The 15,823-nt window shown below is 70.6% G+C and carries 12 protein-coding genes and 1 riboswitch; of the genes, 5 read left to right on the top strand and 7 right to left on the bottom strand.

Annotated elements, in window-relative coordinates:
* Nucleotides 1–82 precede the first annotated feature (82 nt).
* Complete coding sequence (locus tag KV397_RS12040; protein ID WP_047519842.1) at nucleotides 83–487, bottom strand: RidA family protein; 405 nt, start codon at nucleotides 485–487, stop codon at nucleotides 83–85.
* A gap of 25 nt (nucleotides 488–512) precedes the next feature.
* Between KV397_RS12040 and KV397_RS12035 the strand changes: the two genes are divergently transcribed.
* The 5 genes from KV397_RS12035 to nagB all read left to right on the top strand — a co-directional run bounded on the left by KV397_RS12035 (nucleotide 513) and on the right by nagB (nucleotide 8,035).
* Entirely contained in the window at nucleotides 513–1,730 is a 1,218-nt protein-coding gene (locus tag KV397_RS12035; protein ID WP_261811360.1) for a type III PLP-dependent enzyme domain-containing protein, read from the top strand.
* Nucleotides 1,721–4,987, top strand: coding sequence for a family 20 glycosylhydrolase (locus tag KV397_RS12030; protein ID WP_261811359.1), 3,267 nt, complete (start codon nucleotides 1,721–1,723; stop codon nucleotides 4,985–4,987). The genes KV397_RS12035 and KV397_RS12030 overlap by 10 nt, the downstream gene beginning before the upstream one ends.
* A gap of 79 nt (nucleotides 4,988–5,066) precedes the next feature.
* Nucleotides 5,067–6,254, top strand: coding sequence for an ROK family transcriptional regulator (locus tag KV397_RS12025; RefSeq protein ID WP_131492472.1), 1,188 nt, complete (start codon nucleotides 5,067–5,069; stop codon nucleotides 6,252–6,254).
* Between the two features lie 43 nt (nucleotides 6,255–6,297).
* Nucleotides 6,298–7,263: an ROK family protein gene (locus tag KV397_RS12020; protein ID WP_205802334.1), complete on the top strand. Its 966-nt coding sequence runs from the start codon at nucleotides 6,298–6,300 to the stop codon at nucleotides 7,261–7,263.
* Nucleotides 7,256–8,035 carry a glucosamine-6-phosphate deaminase gene (gene nagB / locus KV397_RS12015; RefSeq protein WP_047519835.1) on the top strand — a complete coding sequence of 260 codons (780 nt, stop codon included), beginning with the start codon at nucleotides 7,256–7,258 and terminating at the stop codon, nucleotides 8,033–8,035. Before KV397_RS12020 ends, nagB begins: the two co-directional genes overlap by 8 nt.
* A gap of 15 nt (nucleotides 8,036–8,050) precedes the next feature.
* Here the strand turns inward: nagB and KV397_RS12010 are convergent, their stop codons facing one another.
* The 6 genes from KV397_RS12010 to KV397_RS11985 form a co-directional block, all read right to left on the bottom strand.
* Nucleotides 8,051–8,458: an NUDIX hydrolase gene (locus tag KV397_RS12010; protein ID WP_047519834.1), complete on the bottom strand. Its 408-nt coding sequence runs from the start codon at nucleotides 8,456–8,458 to the stop codon at nucleotides 8,051–8,053.
* The gene (locus KV397_RS12005; protein WP_153243722.1) at nucleotides 8,451–9,815 is read right to left on the bottom strand and encodes an FAD-binding oxidoreductase; all 1,365 of its coding nucleotides are present in this window, start codon (nucleotides 9,813–9,815) and stop codon (nucleotides 8,451–8,453) included. Before KV397_RS12005 ends, KV397_RS12010 begins: the two co-directional genes overlap by 8 nt.
* 24 nt (nucleotides 9,816–9,839) lie before the next feature.
* Complete coding sequence (locus KV397_RS12000) at nucleotides 9,840–10,211, bottom strand: YrdB family protein (RefSeq protein ID WP_131492468.1); 372 nt, start codon at nucleotides 10,209–10,211, stop codon at nucleotides 9,840–9,842.
* A gap of 9 nt (nucleotides 10,212–10,220) precedes the next feature.
* Nucleotides 10,221–12,221 carry a sigma-70 family RNA polymerase sigma factor gene (locus KV397_RS11995; RefSeq protein WP_261811358.1) on the bottom strand — a complete coding sequence of 667 codons (2,001 nt, stop codon included), beginning with the start codon at nucleotides 12,219–12,221 and terminating at the stop codon, nucleotides 10,221–10,223.
* A 696-nt stretch (nucleotides 12,222–12,917) separates the two neighbouring features.
* Entirely contained in the window at nucleotides 12,918–14,087 is a 1,170-nt protein-coding gene (locus tag KV397_RS11990) for an N-acetylglucosamine-6-phosphate deacetylase (RefSeq protein ID WP_131492465.1), read from the bottom strand.
* Nucleotides 14,084–15,595 carry a family 20 glycosylhydrolase gene (locus KV397_RS11985; protein ID WP_153243725.1) on the bottom strand — a complete coding sequence of 504 codons (1,512 nt, stop codon included), beginning with the start codon at nucleotides 15,593–15,595 and terminating at the stop codon, nucleotides 14,084–14,086. Before KV397_RS11985 ends, KV397_RS11990 begins: the two co-directional genes overlap by 4 nt.
* Before the next feature lie 106 nt (nucleotides 15,596–15,701).
* Nucleotides 15,702–15,786: riboswitch (ZMP/ZTP riboswitch) on the top strand.
* Nucleotides 15,787–15,823 lie beyond the last annotated feature (37 nt).

Raw genomic sequence — 15,823 nt, 5'->3', positions numbered from 1 at the left:
TGTCCTGGGGATCAATGGTACGGGATGGGAGGTAACGGGGAGGCAACGGTCCGTGGTATCGTCACCCCCCGCGCTCCGGGTGTCAGTCGATGATGGCGATGCCGTCGATCTCGACGAGCATCTCCTCCCGCGGCAGGCCGGTGAACACGGTGGTGCGCGAGGGGAGCACGCCGCTCGTGGTGTGTGCCGTGACGAACGCACCGTAGGCGTCGTTCATGATCGGGAAGTCCTCGCGCTTGGTGAGGTAGACGCGCAGCATCACGACGTCATCGAAGGTCGCGCCCGATGCCTCCACGATCGCCTTGACGTTCTCGAGGGTGCGAGTGGTCTGCGCGGCGACGTCCCCCGGGTGGAGGTATTCGTTCGTCTGCGGGTCGACGGGGCCCTGCCCGGAGACCTGCACGAACGGACCCTTGCGGATCCCCTGGGAGAAGGTGTGAGCGGGGGCGGGGGCGGCGTCGGTGGAAACTCGGATCTTCGCGGTCATGCCGCCAGCCTAGTAGCCTTGTTAGATGCCTCTACAAATTCCGGATCCCGTTCTCGGCGCCTGGACGAAGGGCTTCCCGGCGCGCGCCGCGGGACTCCGTCTCTCGGAGGTGCCCGATGCCGGACTGCGCCTCTCCGATCTGGTCACCCCGGTGCTCACGGTGCACGAGGAGGCGCTGGGGCACAACGAGGAGACCGTGTTCGCCTGGGCGAAGGAGCAGGGGGTGCTGCTCGCCCCGCACGGCAAGACCACGATGGCGCCGGCGCTCTGGCAGCGGCTCCTCGACGCGGGGGCATGGGGCATCTCGGTCGCCACACCGTGGCAGGCCGAGGTGGCGATCGACGCGGGCGTCCCGACCGTCCTGATCGCCAACGCCGTCACCGACCGCGCCGCCGTGCGTCGACTCGGTGAGCTGCTCGCCGCCGACGAGGATCTGCGCGTCCTGTGCGGGGCGGACTCGCTCGCCGGGGTCGAGATCCTGGCGGCGGGGATGGGTGATGCGGCACGACCGCTCGATGTCCTCGTCGAGCTGGGCGGCGCCCACGGCCGTACGGGCGCGCGGACCGTGGCGGAGGGGGAGCGGATCGCTCAGGCGATCTCGGACGCCCCCGGTCTCCGGCTCGCCGGTGTCACGGGTTACGAGGGACCGTTCGGACCGGACCGCAGTGACGCGTCCATCGAGGCTGTCGACGCCTACCTCCGGACCATGGTCGCACTGCACACGAGGGTGGAGTACCCCGAAGGTGTCCGGCCCGTGCTCAGTGCCGGCGGCAGCGCGTTTCCCGACCGCGCGGCGGCTGTGCTTTCCTCCGCGGGGACCGGGGCGGATGTCGTCCTCCGCTCGGGCGCGTTCCAGATCCACGACGACGGCTTCTATTCACGGATGTCCCCGTTCGGCCCCGTGACCGGCACCGCGCCGCTTCGCTCCGCGATGCACGCCTGGTCCCGCGTCGTGTCGCAGCCGGAGGACGGACTCGCCCTGCTCGATGCGGGTCGGCGGGATGTGCCGTTCGATCTCGACCTGCCCGTGCCGCAATCCGTCGAGGGGGAGATCACCGCCCTGAACGACCAGCACGCCTTCCTCCACCTCACGGACGGCGCGGCGGTGGCCGTCGGCGACGTCGTGCGTCTCGGTCTCTCACACCCGTGCACGGCGTTCGACAAGTGGCGGGTGGTCGCGGTCATCGACGATCCCGACGCCGCTGATCCTCGCGTGATCGGAGCGGTCGCGACATGCTTCTGAGCGCGGAGAAGGCTGCGGTCGGGCTGGTGCGGGTGTATCGCTCAGCGACGGTCGTCGATGGGACGGGTGCCGCCCGCTTCATTGCCGACGTGGCGGTCGAAGGGGCCCGGGTCGTCGCGGTCCTGCCGGTCGCCGAGCCGGACGATGTCCTCGACCTTCCGGACGGGGCGATCGAGATCGACGCGCGCGGTCTCGTGCTCGCCCCCGGATTCATCGACATGCACGCCCACAGCGAGCTCGCGGTGCTGAGCGGCACCGCCCACGACGCGAAGATCCGGCAGGGCGTGACGACCGAGGTCCTCGGCCAGGACGGTCTCGGCTATGCGCCGCTCGACGACGCCACCGCCGCGGTCATCCCGGGCCAGATCGCCGGATGGAACGGGATGCCCGCCGACACGCCCTGGCGCACCATGGACGACCTCCTCTCCGCGATCGACGCGGCGACGGTCGCGAACGCCGCTGTCCTCGTGCCCCAGGGGAACCTCCGGATGATGGTGGTCGGTCACGAGAACCGTCCGGCGACCGCCGAGGAGATCACCGCGATGGCGGAGCTGCTGGGCGCGGCTCTCGACGCCGGCGCCTTCGGGATGTCGAGCGGCCTCACCTACACGCCCGGGATGTATGCCGACGTGGCCGAACTCGAGGCGCTGTGCCGGGTGGTCGCCGAGCGCGGCGGATACTGGGCCCCGCACACCCGCAGCTACGGCGGGGGAGCGCTCGATGCCTACCGGGAGGCGCTCGACATCGGTCGCCGCACCGGCTGCCCCGTGCATCTCACGCACGCCACCATGAACTTCGCTCCGAACAGGGGACGCGCCGGGGAACTGCTGGCAGTGATCGATGGGGCCCTCGCCGACGGTGTCGACGTGACCCTGGACACCTACCCCTACCTGCCTGGTGCGACGACGCTCGCGGCTCTGCTGCCGAGCAGGCTGGCAGCGACGGGTGACCTGCTGCGTGTCATCTCTGACCTCGACGCCGCCGGCCGCGAAGCCGTGCGCGTAGAGCTCGAGGACATCGGCTGCGACGGGTTCCACGGCGAGACGGCGGACTGGACGCAGATCCAGATCTCCGGCACCGCCAACCCCGCACTCGCCGATCTCGTCGGTCGCACGGTGGCGGAGATCGCCGAGACGACCGGACGACGGGCCGTCGACGTCGTGCTCGACACGGTGCTCGCCGATGCCGGTGCGACCGGGATCCTGATGCACATCGGTGATGAGGAGAACGTGCGCGCGATCATGCGCCATCCGCAGCACTCGGGAGGAAGCGACGGGATCCTGATTGGTGCCCGACCGCACCCGCGGGGCCGTGGCACCTTCCCCCGGTACCTCGGACACTACGTGCGCGAGCTCGGAGTCCTCACGCTGGAGGAAGCTGTCCAGCACCTTTCCGCGACGCCGGCGCGTCGCTTGGGCCTCGACCGCGGAGACGCCCCGCGCGGCGTCATCCGGCAGGGAGCGATCGCCGACCTGGTGCTGTTCGATCCGGAGACGATCGCCGCGGGCGCCACCTTCGACAGCCCCTTCACCGCTCCGCAGGGCATCGTCGAGGTGCTGGTCGACGGCGTGGCCGTGGTCTCCGACGGCGAACCCACGGGGGCCGCGCCGGGACGGGCGCTGAGGATGCCACCGGCGGCACATCGGTCGACGGTACCCCGCGTCCGGGCGCACATCGATGCTGCGGAGCCCGGCTTCGTCTGGACGAGCGGGACACCGATCGCCGGGTCACCGGAGGTCGCCGCCGCGATTGCGCGGCTGGGCGGTGGAGGGCACGATGCCGCCGCCGCACCCATCCGGCTGCTCATCGACGGTGACCTCGGCGCCGCGGCGGCGTCGAACGGCCGCATCGCCGACGAGGCCTTCCGCGTGCGCGTGGACGCCGACGGCATCGAGGTCCGGGGCGCGAGTGCGGCCGGGGTGTTCCGGGGCGCCACGGTGCTGAGACAGCTGCGCGATCCGGATGCGGAGTCGGCGCTGGTCCCGGCCGGTGCGTGGGAGGGGGCGCCCGCATACGGCTGGCGCGGGGTCATGCTCGATGTGGCGCGGCACTTCCGGCCGGTCGACGAGGTGCGTCGGGTGATCGACCTCCTCGCCGAGCACCACCTCAACGTCCTGCATCTGCACCTCACCGATGACCAGGGGTGGCGCTTCGAGGTTCCCGGCTACCCGCTGCTCACCGAGGTCGGCTCGCGCCGAGAAGCGACGCAGCGCGGTCATGGTCCGCTCGCCACCGTCGAGCCGGGCGTGCATGAGGGGTATTACACCACCGCGGAGCTGCGCGAGCTCGTCGCCTACGCGGCCGATCGCTTCGTGACGCTCGTGCCGGAGGTCGAGCTGCCCGGCCATGTCCAGGCCGCGCTCGCCGCCTACCCGCAGCTCGGCAACGTCGATGTCGCCGACCCGGCTGTCTCCGCGTGGGAGCGCTTCGGGGTCAATCCCCGCACCCTCGCGCCGACCGAGGCCGCGCTGGCGTTCGGGCGCGCGGCGATCGATGCCCTGTGCGAGGTGTTCTCCTCGGAGTGGATCGGGATCGGCGGCGATGAGGTCCCCGTGACCGAGTGGGCGGAGAGCCCGGCGGCCGCCGCGCGGATGACGGAACTCGGACTCGCCACCCCGTACGACGTGCAGCCGTGGTTCACGGCGCACTTCGTCGCGCACGTCCGGGCCAGAGGGCGCACGGCGCTCGCGTGGGACGAGGTGCTCGAGGGCGAGGTGCCGGAAGGAGTGCGGATCCTCGCCTGGCGGGGGCCGGTGGCGATGCGGGCCGCCCTGTCGCGCGGGATCCCCGTCGTGGCCTGTCCCGACCTCGAGGCCTATCTCGACTACCCGCAATCGGAGTCGGCGGAGGAGCCGATCAGGGTGGGGCCGCCGTTGACGATCGAGCGCGCGTACTCGCTTCGCGTCGAGGAGGGCGCGGTGGGCGGTCAGGCCAACGTCTGGAGCGAGCATCTGCCCACCCGTGACCGTGTCGACTTCGCGATGTTCCCGCGGCTCGCGGCGATCGCCGAACGGCTCTGGGAGGGCGGCGAGCCGGCACCGTACGCCGACTTCGCTCGGCGCCTTCCGACCCATCTGCGCCGTCTGCGCGCCGCGGGTGTGCGGTATCGTCCCTTGGATGGGCCCACGCCCGATCAGCGTCGTCCGGGAGTGCCCGGCAAGCCCCTCACGATCGAGGCCAGGGAGGGGATCGTCGCCGGCCTGGTCGCCCGTCTCAGGGAGCGCTCGGAGAGCACTCCCGTCGAGCATCGAAAGTAATGTAACGTTTCGGTAACCCTCCTCGCGGGTCTGCGGGGAGAGGTTGCACAAATTTTGTTCGTAAGGTCTACTAACAAACATGTCCGTTTCGGATGAACAGCGTCCCGCCTCGCCGGTGGAGTACCTCGGCGTGAACACGCATGCCTTCGGCCCGGGGCGCCACCTGCGGTCCCGCTCGAAAGTGCTTCCGGAGCACGCGCGCGGACACAATCGCGCCCTGGTCCTGCAGACGCTGTACCACGCGGGAGCCATGAGCCGCGCTGACCTGTCCCGCGAGACGGGGCTGACCCGGGTGACCATCTCCGACCTGGTCGCCGAGTTCATCGCAGACGGCATCGTCATCGAGATGGGCGTCCGCGAGGCCGTCGGTCCCGGCAAGCCGCCGATCCTCATCGACATCGACCGCGTCGGTCACCAGATCCTCGGTCTCGATCTCTCCGGCCCCAGCGCCTTCACCGGTGCCGTCCTGAGCCTCGACGGCGACGTGCTCGAACGTCGTGAGGTGCCGCGCCCGGAGTCGCCCGACGGCGAAGCCGCCTATGCCGCGCTGCGCGAGCTCGCGCAGACGCTCATCGCCGCCTCCACCCAGCCGTTGCTGGGCGTCGGGATCGGCACGCCCGGTGTGGTGCGGCCGGACGGGGTCGTGCTGAGCTCACCGAACCTCGGATGGACGAACTTCCCGCTCGAAGCGAAGCTCGGGGTCGATCTCGACCTTCCCGTGCTCGCCAGGAACGACGCCAACGCCGCCGTGTTGGCCGAGTACACCTTCGGCGAAGCCAAAGCCGACTTCATGCTCATCAAGATCGGACGCGGCGTCGGTGCCGGTCTCATCACCGGAAGCCAGCCGCTGCTCGGGAGCCGCTTCGCCGCGGGGGAGATCGGACACGTCGTCGTCGGCACCGACGGCGGACCGCGATGCGCCTGCGGCAAGGACGGCTGCCTCGAGGCCTGGCTGAGCGTCAGCCGCCTGGGTGCCGCGATCGCTGCCGACCCCGACTCCCGCGACGACATCCTCCGTGACGCCGGGACCCGCATGGCGATCGCCATCGCCCCCATCGTCGCCGCGCTGGACCTGTCCGAGGTCGTCCTGTCCGGTCCGGCCGACCTGCTCGACGGCATCCTGATCGACGCCGCCATCGAGACCCTCCACGCACGGACCCTCGAGGGCGTGTTCGAAGACGTCATCGTGCGACTGACGCATCAGGACGACATCGTCCTGCGCGGTGCTGCGGTGATGGTGCTCTCCGGACAGCTGGGAGTGTCGTGACGTCCGCCTGCACCGACGCTGACACCACGGGGAGCCGCATCCGATGAAGGGTGCAGGAGCCGCCGACCGAGCCGGTCGGCAGATTCGAGTGGGCCTGGACGTCGGCGGCACCAAGATCGACGCGGTCGCCGTCGACGCCACCGGCGAGATCATCGGTCGCCACCGCCGGCCGACCGGATGGGGTGAGGAGGCGGTCGTCGAGAGCATCGTGGCGTCGGTCGCCGCGCTCGCCGACGAGGCCGGCCTTCCGATCTCGCGCATCGGCTCCGTCGGCATCGGCATCCCGGGGCTGGTAGACGCCGAAGCGGGGCGCGTCGTCCACGCGGTCAATCTCGGCGTGGAGTCACTCGATCTCGCGGATCGAGCCGAGCGCGCCCTCGGAGTACCCTTCCGCGTCGAGAACGACGTGAAGGCGGCGGCCCTCGGGGCGGCCGTGCTCAGCGGGGTCACCGGGTCGATGGCATATCTGAATCTCGGTACCGGCGTCGCGGCCGGGATCGTGCTCGACGGACGCATCTGGCGCGGCGCCCGCGGGACGGCCGGTGAGGTCGGGCACATCTCGGTCGATCCGCACGGACGGCTCTGCGGCTGCGGGCAGCGCGGCTGTGTCGAGACCTTCTGCGGTGGGGGAGCACTCGCCAAGGCCTGGGGGCGGCCGGGGGCGCTGCCGATCAGGGACATCTTCGATGCCGCCGACGCCGGCGATCCCCTGGCGTCCGCCCTTCGCGATGATCTCTATCACGGCGCTGCGGCCGCGGTGCGTGTGCTCGTGCTCTCGGCGGATGTCGAGACCGTCATCATCGGGGGCGGGCTCACCGCGCTCGGTGACCGTCTCGAGAACGGTGTCCGCGCGGCGCTGCATGCGGGGGCGGAGGCGTCACCGTTCATGCGGTCGCTCCGCTTGGATGAGAGAATCGAACTGCTCCCCGCGGGATCTCCCGCTGCCGCTTTCGGCGCCGCACTCGTCGGCGCATCCATCACCGAGAAGGAGATCGTCCCGCATGGCTGAGGTCGTCATCGTCGAGAATGCCGAGGCCGCCGGCGCATTGGTCGCCACCGAGATCGTGGAGCTGATCGAGCGTCGTGCCGACGCCGTCCTCGGCCTCGCAACGGGATCGACTCCGCTGCCCGTCTATCAGGCTCTGCGCGCCCAGCTGGCCGGTCGTGATCTCTCGCAGCTGCGAGGCTTCGCCCTGGACGAGTACGTCGGCATCGACCCCGCGCACCCGGAGAGCTACCGGTCGGTCATCTCGCGCGAGGTCGTGGAGCCGCTCGGCCTCGATCCGGAGCGGATCCATGTGCCCAACGGTGCGCTCGCGACGATCCAGCACGCGGGTGACGACTACGAGGCCGCGATCGACGCCGCCGGCGGTGTCGACCTGCAGATCCTCGGGATCGGCACCGACGGGCACATCGGCTTCAACGAGCCGGGTTCCTCGTTCGCCTCGCGCACCCGTGTGAAGACCCTCACCGAGCAGACCCGCGAAGACAACGCCCGTTTCTTCGACTCGATCGACGACGTGCCGATGCACTGCATCACGCAGGGGCTCGGCACCATCCTGAAGGCGCGCCACCTCGTGCTGCTCGCGTTCGGCGAGGGGAAGGCCGACGCTGTCGCCCGCGCGGTCGAAGGGCCGCTCACCGCGCTCCTCCCGGGTTCTGCGATCCAGCTGCACCCGCACGCCACGGTCGTCGTCGACGAGGCCGCGGCGTCTCGCCTCGCCCTGGCCGACTACTACCGCTACACCTTCGCGAACAAGCCGGCCTGGCAGGGCATCTGACGCCGGAGGACGCGGTCAGTCCGCGAGCGGGGGCCAGGCGATCGGCAGCAGGTGCTCGATGCTCAGGGGCGCCAGCGGAAGTGTCGCGACATCGCTCGGGGTGATCCACCGCAGCTCGGCCAGCTCCGCCTGGACCGTCACGGATCCGGGATCGAGCGAGGCGGCGAAAGCCTCGGCCACGACACGGTGACCCGGCTCGTTCGCGGCCGCGGAGATGAAGGTGCCGAGGGGGCGGAGGTCGGACTCGTCGAGCAGCACCCCCAGTTCCTCGTGCAGCTCGCGGATCAGGGTCTGCGCAGCGGTCTCACCCTGCTCGGGTTTGCCGCCGGGCTGCATGAACCGGGTCGTCCCCTGTTTGCGCACGACCAGGACCCGGCCCTCGTCATCCGCGATCACGGCCGCGCTCACGTGGATGTCAGGCATCGGGGCTGAAGACCTTCCCGGGGTTGAGGATGCCGAGCGGGTCGAACACCGCGGCGATCTGACGCTGCAGCTGCCATTGGTCCTCGCCCAGCTCGTCGGCGAGCCAGCGGCGCTTGAGGACCCCGATGCCGTGCTCACCGGTCAGGGTCCCGCCCAGCCGGATCGCTGCGCGGAACAGCTCGTCGGCCGCGGCCCAGACCTCCGGCGGTGCCTCAGGACCGTCGAAGAGGAAGTTCGGGTGCAGGTTTCCGTCGCCGGCGTGCGCCACGGTCGGGATCGTCAGCGCGTACTCCTGCTCGATGCGCGCGATCTCGTCGAACATCGCGGGCATCGCACTGCGCGGCACCGAGACGTCCTCGATGAGTGTGGTGCCGAGCGACGCCATCGCGGCGTGCATGGACCGGCGGATCGCGAGCAGCCGTTCCCCTTCGGCGCGGTCGCGCGAGACGACCGTGACCCCCTCGTGGGCGCGGAGGATCTCGGCGATCGTGGCGGCCTCGGCGACGGCCGCGGGGCCATCGGTCTGGATGGTCAGCTGGGCCGCCCCTGACGTGGGGGCGGGGAGCGAGAGCAACGCGTGCACGGCCGCGAGGCTGGCCGCGTCCATCAGCTCCATGATCGCCGGTTGCACGCCTGCGGCGGTCACCGCGGCGGAGGCCGCCGCAGCGGCGCGGACGCCGGGGAAGGTGGCGGTGATCGTGCAGGTCTCGCCCGGGACGAGCCTGCGCAGTTTCAGCGTCGCTCCGACCATCACGCCCAGAGTGCCCTCGGAGCCCACGACCAGCGCGGTGAGGTCGAGGCCCGTCACGCCCTTGACGCTGCGATGCCCGAGATGCAGCAGCCTGCCGTCGGCGAGGACGAGGTCGACGCCGAGCACGGCATCGCGCACGACACCGTACTTAGCGCACAGCAGTCCGCCCGCGCCGGTGGCGATATTGCCGCCGACCGTGGAGATGTCGCGGCTCGCGGGGTCGGGCGCCCACCAGAGCCCGTGCCGTGCGAGTTCGGTGTTGAGGTCGGCGTTGAGGATGCCCGGCTCGACGACGGCGAGCAGATCGTCGGGACGCACCTCGTGGATCTTGGTCATGCGCCGCAGGGACAGCACGATCTCGCCGCTGCCGGCGTTCGCCGCGCCGGCCAGACCGGTCCCGGCACCACGGACGACGACCGGCGTACGGGTCTCGGTGGCGATGCGCATCGTCTTCTGGACGTCTTCGACGCATTCCGCATGCACGACGGCGAGAGGGCGTCCGGGTGCCGCGTGACCCGATCGATCGGCTCTGGCCTCCTCGAGCGAGGCCTCGTCGGTGTCGATGAGCGCGCCGAGCGACTCGCGCAGAAGCGTCAGAACAGTCACGACAGGGCACTCACGACAGGGCACTCACGACAGCGCGCGCCGACCGCTGAGCACCCCGGACACCACGGCCACGAGCGCGAAAGCCGTGCCGATCAGGGCCTGTCCCATCGACCACCACGCGATGGTCACACCGACGTAGATGAGCAGCTCGACCGCGGCGCGAAGGAACGGGTGCACACGGAGCACCGCCCGTGGCGAGAGGAACAGCGCCCAGATCACGACCACGATGACGGGTGCCCCGATGCCGACGATGATGTTCCACGGGAGGTCCCAGCTGGCGAAGCCCCACAGCGCGAGCGAGGCCACGGCGACGACCAGGACGACGGCGCGGACGATGTCGAGGACGGAGAAGGCCGGGCGGTCGACACCGGGGACGGGGGCGGAATCCGAGGGCATGGATCCAGTCTATTCGTCGGCGGGAGCGTCCTCGGTCGGGGCCGTGGAGTCATCCGCTGCTCCGGTGCCGGGCGCAGCGGATTCGGGAGCCGTGGACGCGGCAGGCTCGACCGCGGCGGGGTCCGTCTCCTGCGGGGTAGCCTCCGTGGGCTCCTCGTCTGCAGGTGCGTGGTCCACGGGGGTCTCGTCGGCGGGCGTCGTGTCGTCCGTCGGCGTCGTGTCGTTCGTGGACTCGTCGAGCGGCGTCTCTTCTGTCGGGGGCTCCTCTGCCGGGGGGTCCTCGGGGTTCGGTTCCTCGGTCGCGGGGTCCTCGGTGTCCGGCTCCTCCGTCGGCGGAATCTCCCAGTCGCCCAGGAACCGGATCCCGATGACGCCGCCCTCAGGAGTGAAGTCCCGCAGCGGCAGGTGGATCAACGCCTGTTGTCCCACGGGGGGCGTGTGGGTGACGGTGACCTTCGTCGCCTCGGGCGCGGCGTTCTGAGCGACGCTCGGCGAGAAGACGAGCGTCCCCTGGCCGAACTCATCGAGGACGATGGTGTCGCCGCCGTCCGGGCTGTCGTCGAGCAGTCCCTCGACGGTCGCGCCCGGCGCACCGAAGATGATCACGGGATACTCCGCGACCTCGGGGTCCGGGGGATCGACGGGAGGCACGGGGTCGACCGGCTCGGGAGGCGCGACCGGAGCCACAGGGGCCACCGGGGTCACCGGGGCGACCGGAGGGGTCTCGACCGGTGGGGCCGCGTCCGCGGCGGGCGTCCTGGTCTCCTCCACAGGAGGGACCGGCGCAGGCGGAGGGGTGACCGGCTCGTCGATCACGACAGGTTCGTCGAGCGTCATCGACTCATCGGGTCCGACGTCCGAGGTGATCGACGACGGGTCGGTGTCGCCGGCACTGGGCAGCGACGTCTCCGGGTTCGCTCCGGCGAGTCCGGGGAGGATCGTCGCCGCAGCGACGACGCCGGCCACGACCAGAGCCGCGGATCCCGCTCCCACGAGTGCGCCGATCCCGGTGAAGACTCCGCCGGAGGCACCCGCGCCACCGGCACCGCCACCTGCGGCGCCGCCCGAACCTGCGCCGCCGCCGGAACCCGTGCCCGCGCCGGACGCGGCCGTGCCTGCGGCGACGGCCCCGGCTCCTCCGTCGCCGCCGAAGACGGCACCGGGAATGCTGGACGGCATGGCCGCGAGAGCGACGATCGGGGCGCCTGCGCCTTGCAGGGTCGCGAGGTAGCCCGAGGCGCCGGCGACACCCAGCACGAGAGGAAGCAGAACGAGGGCGAGACGCTGCGAGACATCCTTGGCCTCGGCAGCGACGATCATGCAGCGCGCGCAGTCGTCGAGATGCAGTTCGAGTCGCTTGTGGTCGCGCGTGCTGAGGTTGCCCCGCGAGTAGGCGCCCAGATGCTCGATGGTCCACTGGCATTCGGAGCCGTCTTCGGCGCTGCGCAGATGCGCCTGGATCCACGCTTCGCGGAGACCCTCACGTGCACGGAATGCCAGTTGCGACACGGCACCGGACTTCATCCCGAGGAGGTGACCGACCTCCTGCGGCTTCATCTGCTCGATCTCGGTGTACCACAGCACTTCCTGCCAGCGCGTGGGAAGACTGCGGAACGCCTGCGCGGTGAGGCTCCGGTCGAGCGCCTCGTTCGCCGCCTGGTCGGTGGTCTCGGGGTCGGCGACGGTGTCGAGCTCGTCGATCGCGGTCTCGCGACGGGCACGTCCCCAGCCTGCCGCGGTGTTGCGGATACTCGTGAACAAGTAGGCACGGAACGATCCGTTCGGTCCGCCGCCCTTGATGATCGCCTGGTAGATGCGTGTGTACGCCTCCTGCACCAGGTCATCCGGGTCGATCGATGATGTGATGGATCGGGCGACCGTGATTCCCGAGGGGTAGTGGCGTCGCCAGAGTTCGCCGAAGGCCCCCGTGTCGCCCGAACGGGCGCGGAGGATCAGGTCGGCATCACCGATCAGTTCGTCGTGACTCGAGTTCTCTTCGTGCACAATCATCCATCTGTCGCTGGGCGCGGTTGCGCCTCTACAGGGTGAGACGCGTGGAGGCGCCGCTCATCACGCGACTTTTCCAGTCTCTCGCGAATTTCCCAGGGAAGCCACTCTTTCCCACGAAGTACGCAGACTTCCGGGGGCGCGCGTCGGCGGATCCGGTCCGCGTCCGAGCATGGAAACGCTGTTTCTCGAAGAATTTCGCGAAGTCGCGTAATGAATCCGTGGTGCGACCGTCTCATCGTTAGGACAGCCGAATCGGACTCCGGGGGCGGAGTCCAGGCGCCGGTGCGAGCGGTATTCGCTTCGGTAGGGCGGTCGGGGCCTCGGGGGAGGTACCCCGCCCGTCCGTCTCAGGAGGGGGAGCGAGGCCGCCGTTCGGGGAACGGCGGCCTCCCGCCCGCACCGGGTGAGCGACGGAAGGAACTTCTCGAAGATTTTTCACGAAGTCGCGTAATGAATCGATGAGACCGTCGTCTCATCACAGAGAGACAGCCACGAAGAACTCCTCCGGGGGGCGGGGTTCAGGCACTGGTGCGAGGGGTGAATGCGCCGGTGGGCCGGTCGGGAGCCTCGGGGGAGGAGTTCCCGGCCGCCCGTCTCTGCAGGGGACGGGGCCGCCGATCTGGGGAACGGCGGCCCTCCGCCCTGTGCACGTACGACCGGAGAGCGCAGAGCTGTGCGTCGCGCGCGACGCAGGACCTAGGCGAGTCGGGGTCCTGACCAGACGCGCGCGACGCGCAGTTCCGCATCGAGCAGCACGACATCGCCGAGCATGCCGGGGCGCAGGCCACCGAGCACAGCGCCGCGTCCGATCGCCCGGGCCGGGGTCTCGGTGAGCGCCCGCACGGCCTCTTCGAGGGTCACGCCGGCAGCGACCGCGCGCTGCAGTGCGACGTCCTGGGTGAGCGTCGAGCCGGCGATCGAGCCGGTGTCATCCGCCCTGGCCACGCCGTTCTTCACCGTGACGCTGACCGCGCCGAGGTCGTAGTGGCCGTCGGCGCTTCCCGCCGCGGCCATCGCATCGGTGACGAGCGCGACCCGACCGGGTGCCGCGTCGAACACGAGCTTGACGACGTGCGGATCGAGGTGCACGTCGTCGGCGATCGCCTCGAGCACGACCCGGTGATCCGCCGCAGCGGCCAGCACCGGGCCCGGCGCACGATGGTGGATGCCCGGCATCGCGTTGAAGGCGTGGGTGAGGATCGAAGCACCGGCCTCGAAAGCGGCGACAGCCGTCGCGGCATCCGCGTCGGTGTGACCCACTGCGGCCGCCGAGCCTGCGGCCACGATCTGCCTGATCGCGTCGAGCGCGCCGGGGAGCTCCGGTGCGATCGTCACCTGGCGGACCGTGCCTCGCCCGGCATCCAGCAGTCGTGCGACGTCCGCGGCGACCGGATGGCGCAGCAGCGACGGCTCATGAGCGCCGTGATGGCCGGGGTCGAGGAACGGGCCCTCGAGGTGGGAGCCGAGGATGTCGGCGTCCGTCTCGGTCAGGTCGGCGATCAGGGCGACGTTCCGTGCGAGCGAATCCACCGATGCGGTCACCAGGGAAACGACGGCGCGCGTGGTGCCGTGGGCGCGATGCAGGTCGCGACCGATGCGGATGGCGTCGACGCCGTCGTCGAACGACGCTCCGGCTCCGCCGTGCCCGTGGATGTCCACGAAGCCGGGGGTGAGCAGGGCGCCCGCTCCGGCGACGGACGTGGCATCGACGACTGCATCCGCCGATGTCCAGTCCGAACCGGTGCCGCGGGCTGCGACGGTGCCCTCCTCGATCCGGACCCAGGCGTCTTCGGTGATCGCGCCGCCGTCGACGATGCGTGCCGAATGGATGACCAGCGAGCCGGTCGCGGAGGAGTGGGTGCTCAACGTTCGCTCCAGGGGATTTCTTCTGCGGGGTGGAAGTCGACCCCCTCAGCTTTCCACAGCGGCGCGAGCGCCCCGACCCGGACGCGGAAGGACTCCCAGGTGCGTTCCGGGCCTCCCTGCGGCGACCAGGCCACTTCGGCCTGCGCTGCCGCCCGGGGGAAGACCAGCTGTTCGACCTCGGCGAGGGTCCGGGTGGTCTCGGACCAGAGCGGAGCCTCCACGCCGAGGATCGCGGCGTCCGGCACGTCGAGGACGGAGGTCGGTTCCCACTCATACGCGGAGCGGACGTCGATGATGGCCGCCCAGGTGAGGCCGAGGGGGAAGTCCTCGGAGTACTTCATGTCGAGGTAGGTGACGTTCGCCGCCGACATGATCAGCGCGCCGCCGCGCTCGACGAAGTGGGCGGCCTCCTCGGCGTGCGTGCCCTCGGGGGTGGTCTTGCCCCAGTACTGGCCGACGGTGCCCTCGGCGATGTCTGCGGCCGAGCCCATCTCGTGCCAGGCGACCGGCGTCTTGCCGGCCTCGACGACGATCGCGGTGGCGCGCTCGGCGAACAGGTCGAAGTCGGCCTGCGGGGTGCCGAGCGATTCGTCGCCTCCCACGTGGATGTACGGTCCCGGGGTCATCTCGGCGAGCTCGCGGACGACGTCGCGCACGAACGCGTAGGTGCGCTCGTCGTGGATGCGGACGCTCGAGTGACCGACGCCCCAGCCGAGGTACGTCTCGCCGGCGACGGGCAGCGGCTGGCCGAGGCGAGCGGAGTCCGCGATCAGGTTGTCGTTCAGCACGGGTGCCTCGACGAGCTCGGGGTAGGCGACGCCGATCGCGTGGGTGTGGCCGGGCAGATCGATCTCGGGGATCACGATCATGTGACGCGAGGCGGCGTAGGCCACGATCTCGCGGTAGTCGTCCTTCGTGTAGAAGCCACCCGGGTCTCCGTTCGCGGAGGTGCCGGCCGCCCGCTCGGTGAGCAACGGCCAGGAGTCGATGTGCACGCGCCATCCCTGGTCGTCGGTCAGGTGCAGGTGCAGGTGGTTGAACTTGAGGGCGCTGGTGCTGTCGATGAACTTCTTCACGTCGTCGACGCCGAAGAAGTGCCGAGCCACATCGAGCATGACACCTCGTCGGGCGAAGCGCGGGGAGTCGGCGACGTCGGCACCGAGCAGCGCCCAGCCGGAGTCCTCCTGGCGCAGCAGCTGCAGCAAGGTCTGGACGCCGTAGAAGAGCCCGGCCTCGTCGGCGCCGACGAGGATCGCCCGCTCTCCGATCTCGAGCGTGTAGCCCTCGGGTGCGGAGGAGGCGGGGTCGACGAGGAGCTCGATCTCGGCGTCGGCCTCATCGACGAGGGCGAGGCGGATTCCGGTGCGGCGTTCGATCGCGTCGACCAGCTGCGCGGCGGCCGGGGAGGAGCCGAGCACGCGCGTCGTCGCGGTGAGCGGCATCCGTTCCTCCCGTGCGACGGCGGACACGGGCGCAGGGACGAGCGGAAGAGGATGAGGAAGGACCATGAACAAAACCTACCGGTCGTCGTGGCAGGAGGGAATGGGGGAATCGAAACGATTCTGCGCCGTCGTCGTCGCGACCGCGTGCGACGGCTCCGGCATCGGCTATGCTCGTAACCGTCGCGACTGGCGTCTGGGTGGACTACCACCGGGGAGCGACTGACCACGGAATTCGACCGCGCGCCTGGGCCGATAGGAACACCCCTTTCGAATCCGTTGTCAAAGGAGCACGTC

The organism is Microbacterium aurugineum (genome assembly GCF_023101205.1).
GTDB lineage: Bacteria > Actinomycetota > Actinomycetes > Actinomycetales > Microbacteriaceae > Microbacterium > Microbacterium aurugineum.
The sequence above is the reverse complement of the archived record's forward strand: the minus strand, read 5'-3'. Positions and strand labels throughout refer to the sequence as shown.

Bases quoted from the DNA above. Each gene is read 5' to 3' on its own strand.
- KV397_RS11995 (WP_261811358.1), bottom strand. From the start codon at position 12,221: ATGATTGTGCACGAAGAGAACTCGAGTCACGACGAACTGATCGGTGAT.
- KV397_RS12020 (WP_205802334.1), top strand. From the start codon at position 6,298: ATGAAGGGTGCAGGAGCCGCCGACCGAGCCGGTCGGCAGATTCGAGTG.
- KV397_RS12040 (WP_047519842.1), bottom strand. From the start codon at position 487: ATGACCGCGAAGATCCGAGTTTCCACCGACGCCGCCCCCGCCCCCGCT.
- KV397_RS12025 (WP_131492472.1), top strand. From the start codon at position 5,067: ATGTCCGTTTCGGATGAACAGCGTCCCGCCTCGCCGGTGGAGTACCTC.
- nagB (WP_047519835.1), top strand. From the start codon at position 7,256: ATGGCTGAGGTCGTCATCGTCGAGAATGCCGAGGCCGCCGGCGCATTG.
- KV397_RS12000 (WP_131492468.1), bottom strand. From the start codon at position 10,211: ATGCCCTCGGATTCCGCCCCCGTCCCCGGTGTCGACCGCCCGGCCTTC.
- KV397_RS11985 (WP_153243725.1), bottom strand. From the start codon at position 15,595: ATGGTCCTTCCTCATCCTCTTCCGCTCGTCCCTGCGCCCGTGTCCGCC.
- KV397_RS12035 (WP_261811360.1), top strand. From the start codon at position 513: ATGCCTCTACAAATTCCGGATCCCGTTCTCGGCGCCTGGACGAAGGGC.
- KV397_RS12030 (WP_261811359.1), top strand. From the start codon at position 1,721: ATGCTTCTGAGCGCGGAGAAGGCTGCGGTCGGGCTGGTGCGGGTGTAT.
- KV397_RS12010 (WP_047519834.1), bottom strand. From the start codon at position 8,458: ATGCCTGACATCCACGTGAGCGCGGCCGTGATCGCGGATGACGAGGGC.